Genomic DNA, 14,503 nt, shown 5'->3' on the forward strand with positions numbered 1-14,503 from the left:
CTTATCCCTTAAATCGAAATTCCTCAGCCATTAAAATACTTTTGAGTTTCTCACGACATTCCCCTTGAAACTCCATCCACTCTTCTTTACATGTACCGCCACTGCCAAGCTTCTTTTTTACCAAAGAGCAGAGTTTTGTAAGGGCTTCTTTTTCAAGAAAAAAAGGACCTACGATTGAGACCGGCTTACCTTGACGTTTTTCCATCTTTAAAACCAAAAAATGCTTAGAGGGGAGTTTAATCTCCGTGGGCTTTGAAGAAGATTTCTCTTCCTCAAAAGACCACCCCTCTTCGCGATCGAGTGCAGAGCCGATAGAAAAAAGCGCTTTATTATCTGCCATACGTCTCTCTAAAGGCTTCGTAATCACCTTTAAAGTCAATCACTGACCCATCAGGGTGTAATTCAATAATACGCGTTGCAAATGCATCAATAAGCTCTCTATCGTGGGTAACACAGATAACATTACCAGGGAATTTAAAGAGTCCCTCACCAAGCGCTATAATCGCTTCAAGATCAAGATGGTTATCTGGCTCATCTAACACTAAAAAGTTACCTCGTTGAAGCATCATTTTAGAGAGCATCATCCGGTGTTTTTCACCACCACTCAGTTGTTTCACACTCTTTTTTTGCTCTTCACCAGAGAAGAGCATACGACCTAAACACTTTCTAATTTCGTCCAAATCTTTTTTCTCATCGTACTGTTGTAACCACTCAAACAGTTGAAAATCACCGGTAATCATATCGGTAGCATTTTGAGGAAAATAGCTTGAAGTGATCGTTGCACCCCATTTAACACTTCCTGTATCAGAAGAGAGTTGTTCCATGAGAATGTTGCACAGTGTCGTTTTACCCACGCCATTGTGTCCAATGAGTGCTATTTTTTCGCCTTTTTCAACTTTAAAACTGATGTTATGAAGTACTTTTTGGTCTCCATAACTTTTTTCAATACCTTCAACTTCTAAAACTTCATTACCAATATCACGGCCCATACGAAAAACAATGCTTGGATCACGACGAGAAGAAGTTTGGATCTCTTCAATGTCTAGTTTTTCTAAACGTTTTTGACGTGAAGTTGCTTGTTTAGCTTTAGAGGCATTGGCTGAAAAGCGTCTTACGAAGGCTTCTAGTTCATCTTTTTCTTTAAGCTTTTTATCTCTGTCTGTCTCTTGCTGTTTGGCAATCAAATTAGCAGCTAAATACCACTCGTCATAGTTGCCCGTAAATTCACGAATTTTCTTAAAATCAACATCAAGAATGTTGGTAACAACAGAGTTTAGAAAGTGTCTATCGTGAGAGATAACTACCATGGTTCCTTCATGACGAATGAGTTGTGCTTCTAACCAAGAGATCGCTTCAAGGTCTAAGTTGTTGGTAGGTTCATCGAGAAATAAAACATCTGGTTTTGGGTAAAGCACTTGTGCAAGCAAAATTTTAAACTTATCCCCACCCGTAAGTTCACTCATCAAGGTCTCTTGTTCAGAAACAGCAAACCCAAGTGAACCCAAAATTTTCTCAATATTGACTTCCACTTCATACGTCGGGTCTTCTTCTGCACAGATGATCTCAAGTTCCGCTAAACGATCATTAACTTTATCATCTGAAAAATCACCCGTTGCGTACAAGTGCTCTTTCTCTTTGATCGCATCAAACAAGCGCTTATTTCCATACATTACAGCATCTTTAAGCGTAAAATCTTCAAACGCATACTGATTTTGATTTAAAACACCTACACGTAACCCATTTTCAATTGAAATATTGCCACTGGTTGCATCAATTTGTTTTGACAAAATTTTCAAAAAAGTTGTCTTACCTGCACCATTCGCACCGATAAGTCCATAACGTTTACCTTTGTCTAGTTTTAGACTAATATTTTCAAATAAAAGCTGATGCGCAAAACGCATCGTTAAGTTGTTCACTTCGACCATTAGGTTCTCTCTTTGTTTTTCGCGAATTATAGCACTATATTGCTTGTTTCAAAATTTACACCATCGTAGTGATGTAAAACTGTTGTAACATTTTATGATATTCTTTTCTTAAAAAGATGTTACAATTAAAGAAGCTCAAACCTTTTTAGAAGGACATTCTGTGGCAAGTTTAAAGAAAAACATTTGGCTTATTTTCTATGTTTTAACTTTATGTGCTACAGCTTTATTTCTTACAGCTTCATACCTTAAATGGCAAAGTACTTACTTGAAATACCAAGTATCTCAAGAAAATATCGTTGAAATTATGGCGAACGCTACCCACTCTTTGTTTGATACACAAGAACGTTTAATGGATATTTTAGGCGCTTCCATTCTTGAAGATCGACACTATATTTATGAGACACAAAGTATCGAAAAACACTCACAATCTTTATTGCAAAACCCAGATGTTGTAGCCTTTGGCGTTACAAATCCAGAGGGTGATTTTATATTTGCAAGTTCACACAAAGATCCCAAGCAAGTCACAAATCTTATGCAGCAGCCTGAAAGCCGCAATTCTTTTATAGAAGCTCTCTCCAAAAATGGCATGGTTTTTGGACGTACCTACTTTTCAAAACCTTTGCAAAAATGGGGTATGCCTATTCGTAAGACCATACGCGATGAACAAGGGAATCCACTTTTTGTAATGACAACCCTGCTTCGACTTACCAGTACCTTTGATACACTGATGAGTACGATTCACCATCGTCAAAACCTTGTTGTCTCAGTCATTCGTGATTACGATCTATACCAACAGTACAACTCTCTAGGTAAAGATAATTATGAAAAGGCTTATCAGTCGCCATTTCCAAAAGAGGTGATGGAACGTGTTTACACTATCATTTTTGATAATTATGGGCTTACGCCACAAGAACTAAGGCGTGATGAACCACTGGTTTCTTTTGGGTATCAACATAATGATGGTGTACGATACCTTGCATCTCTTAAGTACAATAAAACCTATAAACTTTGGATCATTGTTCACACTTATCTTGATACGGTTATTAAAGATTTCTTTCAAAGCCTTATGTTTTACTTTGCCGCTTTTATTGGCTCAGGCGCACTCTTCTTCTTTCTTTTTCGCTTAATTGCAAACGCGGAAGAAAAACGTCGAAATGACCTTATTGTACAAGCGACCCATGACCAACTGACAGGACTTCCAAATCGCAGTTATTTGCATCAAAATATTTTTAACTGGGCTTACAAAAACGCCCCTACATTTAGCCTTTTTTATGTTGACATGGATCATTTTAAAAATATTAATGATAGTTTTGGTCATCAATTTGGTGATTATGTTTTAGTGGAAATCACCAAACGTCTGCGTGTTATGTCACCGCCTGATTCGTTGATTATTCGCTATGGTGGAGATGAATTTGTGCTCATAACACGTTTGCATGAGCGTAAAGAACTGCTCTTATTTGCTTCACGCCTTATCGATGCGCTCTCTCGCCCTTATAATGTCCATGAACTGCACTTCAACATTGGAGCAAGTATTGGTATTTCAATTTATCCTGATCATGGAGAAAGTCTTGATATGTTACTTCGTGCTTCAGATATTGCCCTTTATGAGTCTAAAAAAATCAAAAATAGTGCCCATATTTTTGCAAGTTCAATGCAAGAGGGCTTTTTAAAAAATGTCAAAATCGAACAAGAACTTCGCAAAGCCATTAATCAGAATGAGCTCTCCATGGCGTATCAACCCCAAATTGACATCAACGGTTGTGTTCATGGTGTTGAAGCACTTGTAAGATGGAATAGCCCAACGCTTGGATATGTTCCACCCAATCATTTTATACCTTTAGCTGAAGCGTCTGGGCTTATGCCAAAAATCGGACGATTTATCATTGAGACGACCTGTAGCGAGATGCGGGAACTTCATCTCAGCCTAGAACATGCTTTTCAAGTCTCTATTAATATCTCTGTGCGTCAATTTATGGATCCTGGTTTTTTAGAACATCTTTTAAGCATTATTGAAAACACGCAAATGCATCGTCTCTCCATTACACTCGAAGTCACCGAAAATCTTTTTATTGAAGATATTCACTACATCTTGCCGCTCTTAGAACAGATCAGGGAAATGGGCATTCAAATCTCAATGGATGATTTTGGCACAGGATACTCTTCTTTGAGTATGTTGCGTAAGCTCCCTATTGATGAACTCAAAATTGATAAAAGTTTTGTTGACGAAATTTTTGAAGATGCAGCTTCTGCTAAAATGGTACAAAACATCATTGCGATTGGAAAAAACTTTGGAATGCATATTCTTGCAGAAGGCGTTGAAACCAAAGAACAAAAAGAGATTTTAACTACTTTTGGGTGTGATCGTTTCCAAGGCTTCTATTTTTCAAAACCACTCTCGAAAGAAGCGCTTTTTACTTTTCTAAAAGAAAAAACACTTCCCTAAATACATCTAGAAATGCTTAACAAACTCAACGCCTAAATCTACTGTGACACACTTATATTTAAAAATACTTTACATAGAGACATTGAAAAAAACAATACTTCTTAATAAAATAAAACTTTTAGAAGAAAAAGAGCATCATTAAAATAAGGTGTATTTGTACGATGAGGAAAAGTTATTTTAAATAAAATATAAATTTTAATATTAAGCTATTTTCATGCTATAAAGTTAATATATAATTCCTTGCACGAAAAGAGTAAATATCATATCTAAGTCAGATAGCAATGATATAGTTATTAAATTGCTATACTAAATTTATTAATTAAGCTAAATAACCCATAGAGGACAGTCTATGCCTAAAGCTCATAAATTCGTTATTACAAATCCAGACCTCTGTATTGCTTGTAATGCCTGTATGAAAACATGCATTAAACACGCCTACATGAGGGGGAAACTCTCCAAAAAAAGACTTGATGTGCTTACATTAGAGAGTGGTAAAATGCCCAACCAGTGTCGTCAATGTGATGATGCGCCTTGTGCCAATGTCTGCCCAACGGGTGCCCTTCGTATCGCCAATGCATGTGTTGAGCTATGTGAAGAGATCTGTATTGGCTGTAAACTCTGTACAATTGCTTGTCCTTATGGGGCAATAAACATTGATGCTGAATTTCCCCCTTCCATTTTAGATGAAGTAGAACGACATTTAGAAGCGGGTTGTATCAGTGGGCTTAAAAGCATTGCCATTAAATGCGATATGTGCGATGGTATAGAAAGTGGTCCTGCGTGTGTTGGCGTTTGTCCAACAGGTGCATTAGTGATGGTTGACCCCGTTCTAGGTGAATGTAAATTTGGTAAAAAAGTCAAAGGGGACATGACGCCTTTTTTACAAGCTATCGTGCCTAATGTTACATTTGCCAACATCCCCGCTCCTGAAATTAAAAAACCCAAAGAACCTAAACCCGCCTCCGCTGAGACTCTAGAATCCAACAAAGAGGAAGCATAATGCAAACCATATTCACTCTCTTTTTTTTAACGTCACTTCTTTCCCTTCTGCTGTATAAAAAACCGATCCTTGCTCAAAAGATAGGCTTTGGCTTAGCAAGTCTCATTTCACTTTATGCAGCGATATTTTTCTTTTCTAACCTTGAAAATACGTTAGTGTGGAGATTACCTGGAAATTTTATCAGTTCACCTCTTTTTAGGCTTGACTCACTAGGAATGTTTTTTAGCTTTTTAGTTAGTTTAATTGCTTTTGCAGTTTCACTTTTTAGCTTTGATTATGCAATGTTTTATGAAAAAAAAGCCAATTTAGCAGTTTTTGCTTCGCTATTTAATGCTTTTATTCTCTCCATGCTCTTAGTCATCGCAAGTGATAATGTCTTTTCTTTTATGCTTTTATGGGAAATTATGACACTTATCTCCGCATTTCTCATTTTGGTCAATGATGGTGAAGGTGCTGGAAGAAACGTTATGATTTATTTGGGAATTGCCCAAATTGGAGCATTTTGTTTGATGGTCGCTCTTTTAATTATGGCAAGTATTGCAGGTGGTTTTGAGTTTAGCGCGTTTGATGAACTCAACATGGGATTTGGTATGAGCCTTACCCTCTTTGTCCTACTGCTCATAGGGTTTGGCTCTAAAGCTGGTATGTTTCCTTTCCATGTCTGGTTGCCTCTAGCCTATTGTCAATCCCCTTCAAACGCTTCGGCGCTTATGAGTGGGGTTATGATCAAAGTAGCACTTTTCGCTTTTATAAAATTTGCACTCCTTTTGCCACAGTTAGTTCAATTTGGTTATATATTACTCTTTGTTGGAGCACTCAGCTGTATATTTGGAATTATTTATTCACTCGTTTCCAACGACTACAAAGCATCCATCGCTTATAGCTCATGTGAAAACGTAGGCATTATCTTTTTAGGATTGGGTGGTGCTTTTTACGGGATTGGAACCAATTCACCTATGATCGCATTACTGGGCTTTATTGCTGCCTTCTTTCATATTTTAAACCATGCCGTTTTCAAATCACTACTTTTCATGTTAAGTGGCAATGTCTTCACTGCAACAAAAACACGCAATATGGACGCCCTTGGTGGATTGCATAAAAAAATGCCTATCACATCCATCATCTTTTTTGTTACAGCACTCTCCATCTGTGCATTACCTCCACTCAATGGCTTTGCTAGCGAATGGGTGATCTATAAAACAATGGTTATGGGCGGTATTGAAGAAGGTGCTGCATCACGCTTTTTCTTTTCACTTGCAATCATTGCCCTTTCAATTACCGGGGCTATGGCTATCATGGCATTTTCAAAAGTATATGGTTCAATATTTTTAGGGATAGCACGTGATACCAAAAGTGTAGAAGAAGCCAAAGAAGTCTCTTTTATACAACTCTTACCATTAGGTTTATTGGCAAGTCTCTGTGTCGGAATAGGCATTTTTATGAATAATATAGTCGATATGCTCTCAAAGATTGTTCTAACATTGATACCGCAAACAAGCGTGAGCGCAGATAGATTGATCTCCATGCCTATCATCATTATGGTTATGTTTCTTTGCGCCATCCTTCCTTTTGTCTTTCTTTACCTTTTAAAAGCAAACAATAAAGAGGTAAGAGTTACCGAGCCATGGGCATGTGGTTTTCTTTACAACAAAAGTATGCAAATCGGTTCAAACTCCTTTACAGGTGACATTAGAAATGCTCTTAGTTTTATTTTGAAACACGAACAAGAGATCAAGATTGATGGATACTTTTCAAAAGCAGTCTACAAACATAAAACACACGATCTCTTTTGGGATAAGCTTTATGCACCCATTATTCATTCTGTCATGGTTATTGCGGATAAGATTGGTATCTTTCAAAACGGAAGAACCAATCTTTATGCGGGCTATATCTTAATTTATCTTTGCTTGGTACTCATTATTGGGTATTACTTTCTATAAAAAGGAGAAGAAATGGACTTTTTTTATCTATTATTACAACTTGTTTCAGCGATATTAGTTGCTCCTCTTTTTGATGGAATTTCAAGAAAGCTAAGAGCCAAATTTCAGTCAAGAATAGGACCGAGCATTTTTCAGACCTATTATGACATTTATAAATTGTTAAAAAGAGGAAGAACTAAATCATACAGTACAAGTTATATCTATCAAATCTCTCCGTACTTGCTCTTTGTGAGCGCTGCGGTGATGTTTTGTGCTTTACCAATTACATATAGCACGGATTCTGTTGCTTTGTCACAATTTTCTGACATATTTGTTTTACTCTATTTTGGTGCTCTTTTTCGGTTTATTTTTATTGTTGCTGGTTTTGATACTGCCAACCCTTTTGCGGGGGTAAGCGCTAGTAGAGAGGGAACCATCGGTTTCTATACGGAAGAAGTTGCTGTGATTTGTCTCATCGTTGTGATGATGGGAACAGGAAGTAGTAATTTACCTTTTATCACCGCTTTGGTACAAGATGGCGATTATGGTTATGCTATTCCCTCATTCTCCATTGCTTCTACAGCATTTTTGTGGGTAATGTATGTCGAAACAGGTAGAAAACCATATGACTTGGCTGAAGCGGAACAAGAGTTACAAGAAGGTGTCTTGGGAGAGTTTTGTGGTAAAGATTTTGCCATCATTGACATAGCAATCTTACTTAAACAAATGACGGTATTAGGGTTCTTCCTTGTCATTTTTATGCCATGGGCGGGTCTTGTCGATAATCCAATTTTATCGCTAATCATTTTCTTGGCAGAGATAGGCTTTCTTTATGTTATGGGCGTTTTTATTGATAACTTTGGACCAAGGTTTACCATCAACAAAGGGATGAAAAGAACCATGCTCTTTGCGCTTGCGATTTCATGTACCTCATTAGCACTCTATATTATGGGAATTTAACTATGGCAAATATTATTGATATCTTTACGGTTTTAATGATGGGAACAAGTTTTGCGGTATTTAGTTTAAGACAATACCGTCATAGCATAATAGCGTATGCCTTGCAAACGCTTTTATTGGTCGCGATCTTCTTGGCCTTATATTTTAAATACGGTTCACACGAATTACTTGTATGGTCCATCACAGCATTTATCATTAAAGTAGTCTTTGTGCCTCTTTATTTACTTAGACTTGTCAATAAATTGGGTGTAGTTGTTGAAGATGAGCCAGTGGGTGGATTTTTCATATCACCCGTTGTTGCTCTAAGTTTTTCACTTGCTGTTGCGATGATGTTTTATAAAGTTTTTATTCATTTCTCAATTTTCAAAGATGTGTTGCCGCTTTTTGCTGCTTCTTTTATCTTTATGATGGGAATTTTTGGCTTTATTTTGAGAACCTCATTTCTAAAACAGATTCTCTCGTACTGTCTGTTTGAAAATGGTATACATTTAAGCCTAGCGCTTATGGCGTATACCTCTCATGAACTTGTTGAAGTCGGTATTTTGACAGATGCGATTTTTGCTGTGATTATTATGAGTATTTTGGCGAAACGATTTTACGCCTCATATGGAAGTCTTGATACATCTAAAGCGGTTAATTTAAGGGGCTAAAATGGATATTTTACTATTAATACTAATCATACCTTTTGTTTTTGGCGTGGTCATGTTTTTGATGCCACTGCATTTCAAGCTCTTACAAAGTTTACATATCCTTTTGAGCGTGATTGTTTCATCAGTTTTACTTTCTGCTGTCAGTAAAATTGTGAACGGAGCTGAGCTTTCCCTTTTTCATAATTTCATTTTCTTGGATTCATTGGGAGCTATCTTTTTATCACTTATTGCCATTACGGGTTTACTTGTCAACATCTATGCTACTACGTATATGAAGTGGGAGTTAGAAGATGGGCATATTACGATAAAAGAAGTCAAAAACTATTTTGCTTTAAGTTTCATTTTTACATGGACCATGAGTTTAAGTGTACTGTGTAATAATATCGCCTTTATGTGGGCTGCCATCGAGGCAACGACACTTGCTTCTGTTTTTCTTGTTGCCGTTAAAAATGATAAAAAATCCACAGAAAGTGGTTACAAATACATCGTTTTGTGTAGTATCGGACTAGCGTTTGCACTCTACGCAACTATTCTACTCTACTCTGCAGCAAATGGCAAAATCGAGGGTGAAGCGATGCTTTATACCAATCTTCTTGCGAATGCGGCAAGTCTAGATCCTATGGCATTAAAACTTGTCTTTATCTTTGCATTGATTGGATTTGGAACGAAAGCAGGACTTGCGCCTACACATACATGGTTACCCGATGTTCACGCAGAAGGTCCAGCTCCTACATCTGCCCTACTTTCAGGTGTATTGCTTAAATGTGCCATGCTAGGGCTTATTCGCTACTATGCCATCGTCGCGAATGGGGTTGGTTTTGACTTTGTACAATCGGTAATGATCATCAGCGGTACACTTACCCTTTTTATATCTTCTTTTTTCCTCATTCGCCAACACAATGTCAAGCGAATGTTTGCATACCATTCCATTGCGCACATGGGTGTCATTGCCTTTGGCCTAGGCGTCGGTGGAGCCATTGGACTGTTTGCAGCACTTTTTCACTGTGCCGCACACTCTTTTACCAAAGCATTAGCCTTTTGCTCTACAGGAAATATCGCCAAAATCTACGGTACTAAAGATATGACTAAGATGGGGGGCATGATACGCATTGCACCTTTAACTGCCGTCCTTTTTGGCATCTCTATCTGTTCATTGGTTGGTGTACCTGGATTTGCGATTTTTGTAAGTGAATTTTTAATCTTTAAAGCCGCTGCCATCGATGGAGCGTACCTTTTAATGGGTATTTTTGCCGTTGCCTTAGCCATCATCTTTATTGCTGACTTTTCGCACTTTTTTCTTGCCACATTTGGCAAAGTCGAAGGAACAGTCGTTCATAACGATGAGATGAAATTCACCGAAAACTTTCCACTGATTGCCTTAGCTATCTTAATTGTAGCGTTTGGTGTGTGGCAGTTTGATTCGTTCACGTTTCTCCTTGATGAGAGCGTTAAAACTATAATGAAAAAATAGGACTCACCATGAAATGCGATAAATTTATAGAAGCACTGGCTACAAAAATTAAAATTCTAGAAGTCACAAGGCAATGCGAAGATCAAGTCACTGCGTTGGTTGAACTCAACGACCTTCCTGAGGCTGTTCGCTTTTTGTATTATGATATGGGTGGCTACCTTTCAACGATGATTGCCAATGATGAGAGAAGCATCAATAAACACTATGCCCTCTACTACGCACTCTCAATGGAGGGTGGCAAAATGTTTGCAGGTGATGAGATAGCTCAGGATGAAAAGTGCTTTGTCACAGTCAAAGTTCTCATCTCTCCAGATAATCTCACGTATCCATCGGTTACACCGTTGGTTCCTGCTTGTGTTTGGTACGAAAGAGAAGCGTACGATATGTTCGGACTTGTTGCAGAAGGATTACCTGACAAAAGACGTTTGGTGCTCAGTGATGATTGGCCAAATGATCTCTTTCCTCTTCGAAAAGATGCGATGGACTACCGTTATCGTCCTGATATGTGTAGTCACTACGATGAGCCTGAATATGAATTTTTAAGACCAGAAGGCTCTGGAATCATCGATGTTCCTCTAGGACCTTTGCATATTACAGCAGATGAACCAGGACATTTTAGACTTTTTTGTGATGGCGATACCATCGTCGATGCAGACTATAGACTTTTTTACCAACACAGAGGCATGGAAAAACTTGCTGAAAACCGTATGAACTATGACCAAATGGGCTATTTGGCAGAGCGAGTCTGCGGTATTTGTGGTTATGCCCACGCGATTGCATGTATTGAAGCTGCGGAGAAGGCAATTAATTTAGAAATACCTGCCCGCGCTCAAGCCATTCGTATTATCTGTTCTGAGATAGAGAGACTTCACAGTCATCTTTTAAACATCGGACTGGCGTGTGAAGTTACGGGTAACTACAATGCTTTTATGCACATTTTTAGAATCCGTGAATACTCTATGAAGCTCGCCGAACTGGTAACGGGTGGTCGAAAAACCTATGGGAATGTTGTCATGGGTGGACTTAGACGTGATATCACAGGCATTGAGATCAAAGAGAGTTTACGCATCTTACAAATCATCGAAACACAAGTCGAAGAAGTATGGGATGCCGTTATGGATGATCAACGTCAAATGAAACGATGGAAGGGTGTGGGTATTCTTGATAAACAAGTTGCTCGTGATTTCTCTGCTGTGGGTCCAAATATAAGAGGAAGTGGCATCAAGCGCGATACACGCTACGACCATCCGTACGACTTTTTTAAACAGATTGAATTTGATGTCTCGTTTGTAGAAGGCGGCGATGTTTTTGCTAGAGAGATGGTTCGCTATATGGAACTTAAAAGCTCGGTTTCTATTATCCGTCAATGCTTTGAACTCATGCCTCAAACGGCGATCATTGTCGATCCAAAATTCCACGTTAAACCTGAAGACTTCGCGTTAGCGTATGTAGAAGCGCCAAGGGGAGAGAATGTCCACTGGATTATGCAAGGTAGTGCTCAAAAAGTCTTTAGATGGAGATGCCGTGCTGCTACCTACAACAACTGGCCAAGCCTTCGTTTCCAATTCCGGGGTAACACCATTGCCGATGCCGCACTTATCGTTTGTAGCTTAGATCCTTGCTACTCGTGTACTGAGCGTATCACCGTTGTTGACATCAAGAGCAAAAAGAGTAAAATTTTAACAAACAAAGATTTAAAAGATTTTTCTAAAACACTCAAAAATAGTCCGATGAGGAGTCTCCGATGATGAAACTTCTTGATATTAGTAAAAAATACGGCGAAATTACCCATAAGTACCCGTTTGAGCCTTACAAAGTTGCAGCAAATTTTCGTGGAAAACCAGCTTACATATATGATCTTTGTATTGGTTGTGCCGCATGCGGTATAGCATGCCCTTCCAATGCAATTACGGTTGTCTTCAATGATGATAAAAGTAAACTCGTATGGGAATTTGATTGTGGACGTTGTATCTTTTGTGGTAGATGTGATGAAGTATGCCCTACGGGTGCCATTAAGTTAAGCGAAGAGTTTGAACTCGCTGTCAAATTTGACAAATCCGCCCTCATTCAAAGAGGCGAACTTGATGTTCAATATTGCACTGAGTGTAAAAAACCCTTTAGTGCAAAAAGACTGATTAAGTATAGTTTTGAGTGTTTAAGCAAGGCAAATGTAAGTGACAAAAGGCTTGAAGAGGCTAAAAATTATCTTTGTATGTGTCCTACATGTAAAAAAACTGCTACGGTAGCAACCTTTACCAGTGGCAAAGAGATGGTGATAGAATGAAAACATATGAAATGCCAACAGAAATCGAACTTGCCAATACTTTAGAGCAAAAACTTGAGCTTTTAAAGCATATAGGCAGAAGCTTTAGTGTTTTTCGTGTTGATTGTGGAAGTTGCAATGGCTGTGAAATTGAGATTTTTGCGGCTATTACGCCATTATGGGATCCTGAGCGATTTGGTTTTAAGCTAGTTGCCAATCCTCGTCACGCCGATATTTTACTCTGTACAGGCCCTGTGACACGTCAGATGTACTATCCACTCCTTCGTGCTTACGAAGCAACACCCGATCCTAAAATTGTTGTGGCACTCGGTGCGTGTGGCGCATCAGGAGGTATTTTTTACGATGCGTACAGTGTGCTCAGCGGTATTGATAAAATTATACCCGTAGACGTTTATATTCCAGGGTGTCCTCCTCATCCTGCAAGCATCATTTATGGGCTCACAACCGCCCTTGGTGTTTTGGATCAAAAACTCCAAAAAGTGAGTTTTGAGCATGATAATGAAATGCCACCACTGGTAAAAGACTCTGTGCTTGGTAATACACTTTTTGAGAGAGATCTACTCGTACAGGCTAAAAGACTTATGAGCTATGTATTTGGACGAAAGCTCTTCGACAAATACCTCGATGCCCTTGTCAAAAGTGGTAACGTTAAAGATACAAAAGCCACCAAACTTGCTATCACCGAAGCGATGAAAACAGAACCTGATCCAAGATACGCAGAGTGTTTAGGTATTCTACACAACGAAATTTACACCCAATACGTCCCTTGTGAGGAGGAAGATAAAATCAGCCTCCACAGAGTCGAATGGGGGCAATAAGTGGTAGAAGTTTACAAACTCACAAAAAGACATCTTGATGGCGCAAAATCGGGTAATGCTACGCTTGATCAGATCAAAATTTTCTCTACATGCATAGGGCATGGTGTTGGCACGATTGATTTTAGTGAGAAAGTACTCGAAATTAGCGAAGATGAATTTGAACAAATTTTACACCATGGCGGTGAGTATCTGAAATTTAAGATTGGAAATTTGAGTAAATATTTTGAAATAGAAATCTTTCCAGAACACGCTATGAAACTTTTACCCCAAATGATGGAATGCCCTCTTAAAAAGATATTAGAGGGCTTACAAGAAGGATATTTAGTCCTTAGAAAAGATTTTCATAACACATAAATTTTAAGGAATATCAAGTGAAAAAAGCACTTTTATGTGTTGGCAATGAACTTAGAGGCGACGATGGTGTTGCTATTGCTGTTGGGCGACTGGTAGAAGAACAGTTGCCCGAGTGGAAAGTCTTTTTTGGTTACGATACACCCGAAGACGAGTTTGCACATTTGCGTGCTTACGAGCCTGATGTCATCGTTGTCGTCGATGCCATGAGCGGCTTTAAAGAGGATAAGATAGAGTTTTTAGACCTCAGTGATGAGCGTACCTACATTCACTCTACGCACAATATCCCTACCCCAATTCTTATAAGCTACCTTAGAGACATTTGCACCAAAACTATCTTTTTAGGCATTTGTGTTTTGCTTGAAAATGTCTTGCATTTTAGCGAAGGATTGAGCGATAATGCCAAAACTTCAGCCCTTAAAGCCCTTGATAAACTCAAAGAGTTTGATGCGATCATTGACGCGTAAGTAAAATCTAGTTTACTACCCTTGGATGTGATCGTGTCCAAGGCTTCTGCTTTTCCAATCAACTACCCAAAATGTGTTTTTTCCCTTTGTAAAAGAGAAAACATTTACATGTAAACCGTAGTGCTTCATTTTTTTAAACAAAGTTGTTGTAAAATCATTGAACTTTTTAGTTGCATGCCTGATAGCAATGTGGCGTAAAAGAACTCTATCACTAT

Annotated in this window: 13 protein-coding genes; 11 read left to right on the top strand and 2 right to left on the bottom strand. The window is 38.5% G+C overall.

The annotated features are described in order from the left end of the window. Position 1: 1 nt before the first annotated feature. A complete protein-coding gene (locus SAR02S_RS12020; RefSeq protein WP_041960068.1) occupies positions 2–340 on the bottom strand; it encodes a translation initiation factor in 339 nt (112 codons plus the stop codon). Beyond that, positions 330–1,925, bottom strand: a complete 1,596-nt coding sequence (locus SAR02S_RS12025; protein WP_041960070.1) for an ABC-F family ATP-binding cassette domain-containing protein — start codon at positions 1,923–1,925, stop codon at positions 330–332. Before SAR02S_RS12025 ends, SAR02S_RS12020 begins: the two co-directional genes overlap by 11 nt. A 265-nt stretch (positions 1,926–2,190) precedes the next feature. Here SAR02S_RS12025 and SAR02S_RS12030 point away from each other — a divergent pair, with 265 nt between their 5' ends. From SAR02S_RS12030 to SAR02S_RS12080, 11 genes are all read left to right on the top strand, one after another. Then, the gene (locus SAR02S_RS12030) at positions 2,191–4,368 is read left to right on the top strand and encodes a bifunctional diguanylate cyclase/phosphodiesterase (protein WP_232294055.1); all 2,178 of its coding nucleotides are present in this window, start codon (positions 2,191–2,193) and stop codon (positions 4,366–4,368) included. 349 nt (positions 4,369–4,717) lie between these two features. Beyond that, positions 4,718–5,368, top strand: a complete 651-nt coding sequence (locus SAR02S_RS12035; RefSeq protein ID WP_041960074.1) for a 4Fe-4S dicluster domain-containing protein — start codon at positions 4,718–4,720, stop codon at positions 5,366–5,368. Next, a complete protein-coding gene (locus tag SAR02S_RS12040) occupies positions 5,368–7,308 on the top strand; it encodes a proton-conducting transporter transmembrane domain-containing protein (protein WP_041960076.1) in 1,941 nt (646 codons plus the stop codon). Before SAR02S_RS12035 ends, SAR02S_RS12040 begins: the two co-directional genes overlap by 1 nt. A gap of 12 nt (positions 7,309–7,320) precedes the next feature. Next, positions 7,321–8,247: a respiratory chain complex I subunit 1 family protein gene (locus tag SAR02S_RS12045; protein ID WP_041960077.1), complete on the top strand. Its 927-nt coding sequence runs from the start codon at positions 7,321–7,323 to the stop codon at positions 8,245–8,247. 2 nt (positions 8,248–8,249) lie between these two features. After that, positions 8,250–8,897 carry a hydrogenase 4 membrane subunit gene (gene hyfE / locus SAR02S_RS12050; protein WP_041960079.1) on the top strand — a complete coding sequence of 216 codons (648 nt, stop codon included), beginning with the start codon at positions 8,250–8,252 and terminating at the stop codon, positions 8,895–8,897. Position 8,898: 1 nt separating this feature from the next. Next, positions 8,899–10,368, top strand: a complete 1,470-nt coding sequence (locus tag SAR02S_RS12055) for a hydrogenase 4 subunit F (RefSeq protein WP_041960081.1) — start codon at positions 8,899–8,901, stop codon at positions 10,366–10,368. Positions 10,369–10,376: 8 nt separating this feature from the next. Beyond that, the gene (locus SAR02S_RS12060; protein WP_041960083.1) at positions 10,377–12,116 is read left to right on the top strand and encodes a hydrogenase large subunit; all 1,740 of its coding nucleotides are present in this window, start codon (positions 10,377–10,379) and stop codon (positions 12,114–12,116) included. Beyond that, on the top strand, positions 12,113–12,652 hold the full coding sequence (locus tag SAR02S_RS12065; protein ID WP_041960085.1) for a formate hydrogenlyase complex iron-sulfur subunit: 540 nt from the start codon (positions 12,113–12,115) through the stop codon (positions 12,650–12,652). Before SAR02S_RS12060 ends, SAR02S_RS12065 begins: the two co-directional genes overlap by 4 nt. Continuing rightward, positions 12,649–13,470, top strand: coding sequence for an NADH-quinone oxidoreductase subunit B family protein (locus SAR02S_RS12070; protein ID WP_041960087.1), 822 nt, complete (start codon positions 12,649–12,651; stop codon positions 13,468–13,470). Before SAR02S_RS12065 ends, SAR02S_RS12070 begins: the two co-directional genes overlap by 4 nt. Then, the gene (locus SAR02S_RS12075; protein ID WP_041960089.1) at positions 13,471–13,824 is read left to right on the top strand and encodes a formate hydrogenlyase maturation HycH family protein; all 354 of its coding nucleotides are present in this window, start codon (positions 13,471–13,473) and stop codon (positions 13,822–13,824) included. Between the two features lie 17 nt (positions 13,825–13,841). Continuing rightward, the gene (locus SAR02S_RS12080) at positions 13,842–14,288 is read left to right on the top strand and encodes a hydrogenase 3 maturation endopeptidase HyCI (RefSeq protein ID WP_041960091.1); all 447 of its coding nucleotides are present in this window, start codon (positions 13,842–13,844) and stop codon (positions 14,286–14,288) included. The last annotated feature ends 215 nt before the right edge of the window (positions 14,289–14,503 follow it).

The organism is Sulfurospirillum arsenophilum NBRC 109478, assembly GCF_000813345.1.
Classification (GTDB): domain Bacteria; phylum Campylobacterota; class Campylobacteria; order Campylobacterales; family Sulfurospirillaceae; genus Sulfurospirillum; species Sulfurospirillum arsenophilum.

Excerpts from the sequence above, each read along its gene's own strand:
- SAR02S_RS12060 (WP_041960083.1), top strand. The coding sequence starts at position 10,377 with ATGAAATGCGATAAATTTATAGAAGCACTGGCTACAAAAATTAAAATT.
- SAR02S_RS12045 (WP_041960077.1), top strand. The coding sequence starts at position 7,321 with ATGGACTTTTTTTATCTATTATTACAACTTGTTTCAGCGATATTAGTT.
- SAR02S_RS12040 (WP_041960076.1), top strand. The coding sequence starts at position 5,368 with ATGCAAACCATATTCACTCTCTTTTTTTTAACGTCACTTCTTTCCCTT.
- hyfE (WP_041960079.1), top strand. The coding sequence starts at position 8,250 with ATGGCAAATATTATTGATATCTTTACGGTTTTAATGATGGGAACAAGT.
- SAR02S_RS12035 (WP_041960074.1), top strand. The coding sequence starts at position 4,718 with ATGCCTAAAGCTCATAAATTCGTTATTACAAATCCAGACCTCTGTATT.
- SAR02S_RS12070 (WP_041960087.1), top strand. The coding sequence starts at position 12,649 with ATGAAAACATATGAAATGCCAACAGAAATCGAACTTGCCAATACTTTA.
- SAR02S_RS12065 (WP_041960085.1), top strand. The coding sequence starts at position 12,113 with ATGATGAAACTTCTTGATATTAGTAAAAAATACGGCGAAATTACCCAT.
- SAR02S_RS12020 (WP_041960068.1), bottom strand. The coding sequence starts at position 340 with ATGGCAGATAATAAAGCGCTTTTTTCTATCGGCTCTGCACTCGATCGC.
- SAR02S_RS12055 (WP_041960081.1), top strand. The coding sequence starts at position 8,899 with ATGGATATTTTACTATTAATACTAATCATACCTTTTGTTTTTGGCGTG.
- SAR02S_RS12025 (WP_041960070.1), bottom strand. The coding sequence starts at position 1,925 with ATGGTCGAAGTGAACAACTTAACGATGCGTTTTGCGCATCAGCTTTTA.